Raw genomic sequence first — 985 nt, forward strand, 5'->3', positions numbered from 1 at the left:
GTGGGGCCGGTGGGGCCGGTGGGGTCCGCGCGGTCCAGGAGCGGGGCCAGGGCGCGGGCGCGGGCCAGGTCGTGCGGGTCGTCGATCTCAAGGACCCGGGCCGGGTCGGTGCGTACCAGCGCGGTGTGGCCGAAGAAGCGGTGCTTGTGCTCGCGGAACCCTTCGGCGTCCATGGCGTAGGCCGCGCCGGTCTCCAGCAGGTCCTGGGGGCGGTCCTGGCGCCGGGGGCGGAAGGACTTGTCGTGGTTGACGCCGTAGCCGCCGCCCTGGCCGCCTTCGGCAGTGGTGGTGGAGGTGGCGGTGGCTGTGGTGGCGGTTCCGGTCGCTGTCGCGGTTCCGGTGGCCTGGGCGGAGCGCTCAACTCCGTCGGCCGCTACCGGCCCCTCCTCCGAGGCGAGTTCGTCCGCGCTGTCGCGCCAGACGAAGCCGTGGAAGCTGGCCACCGTCAGCGCGGTGTCGGCGCCGTGCTCGACGACCTCCGCCGCGACCCCGTCGATATCCTCACGGACCAGGAACGGGCTGGTGCACTGGACCAGCAGCACCACGTCCATCGACGCGCCGTGCAGCGACTCGTGGGCGTCCATCGCGTGCAGCACCGCGGCCTCGCTGGTCGCCGTGTCACCGGCGATCGCGGCGGGGCGCAGCACCACGTCGGCGCCCGCCGCGCGGGCCACGTCCGCGATGGCCGGGTCGTCGGTGGAGACCACGACGTCGGTGACCAGGCGGGTGGCACGGCACTCGCGTACAGCCCTGGCGACCAGCGGTACGCCGTTCACCGGTGCGAGGTTCTTGGCGGGTACGCCCTTGGAGCCGCCGCGCGCGGGGATCACGGCGAGGACGCGGCGCACCGGTTCGGGCCCTGGTTTCGCGTCCACTTCCTGGTGGTTCATGGGGTGGCCTCCTTGCGGGCCTGGGGTGACGTCGTCGGGGCTCTGAGGCAGGGGGGCTGGGGAGGTCACAGCTTCCCCAGGCGGCGCAGGGCGGG

1 protein-coding gene is annotated in these 985 nt (G+C 74.2%); it reads right to left on the minus strand.

Annotation, left to right across the window (positions count from 1 at the left end; translation table 11 throughout):
* Nucleotides 1–890, minus strand: an 890-nt coding sequence (locus tag U9R90_RS36425; RefSeq protein ID WP_411061786.1) for a cytidylyltransferase domain-containing protein, incomplete at its 3' end; no start/stop codon positions are given.
* Nucleotides 891–985: the final 95 nt, after the last annotated feature.

Source organism: Streptomyces sp. E11-3, from assembly GCF_046540415.1.
Taxonomy (GTDB): domain Bacteria; phylum Actinomycetota; class Actinomycetes; order Streptomycetales; family Streptomycetaceae; genus Streptomyces.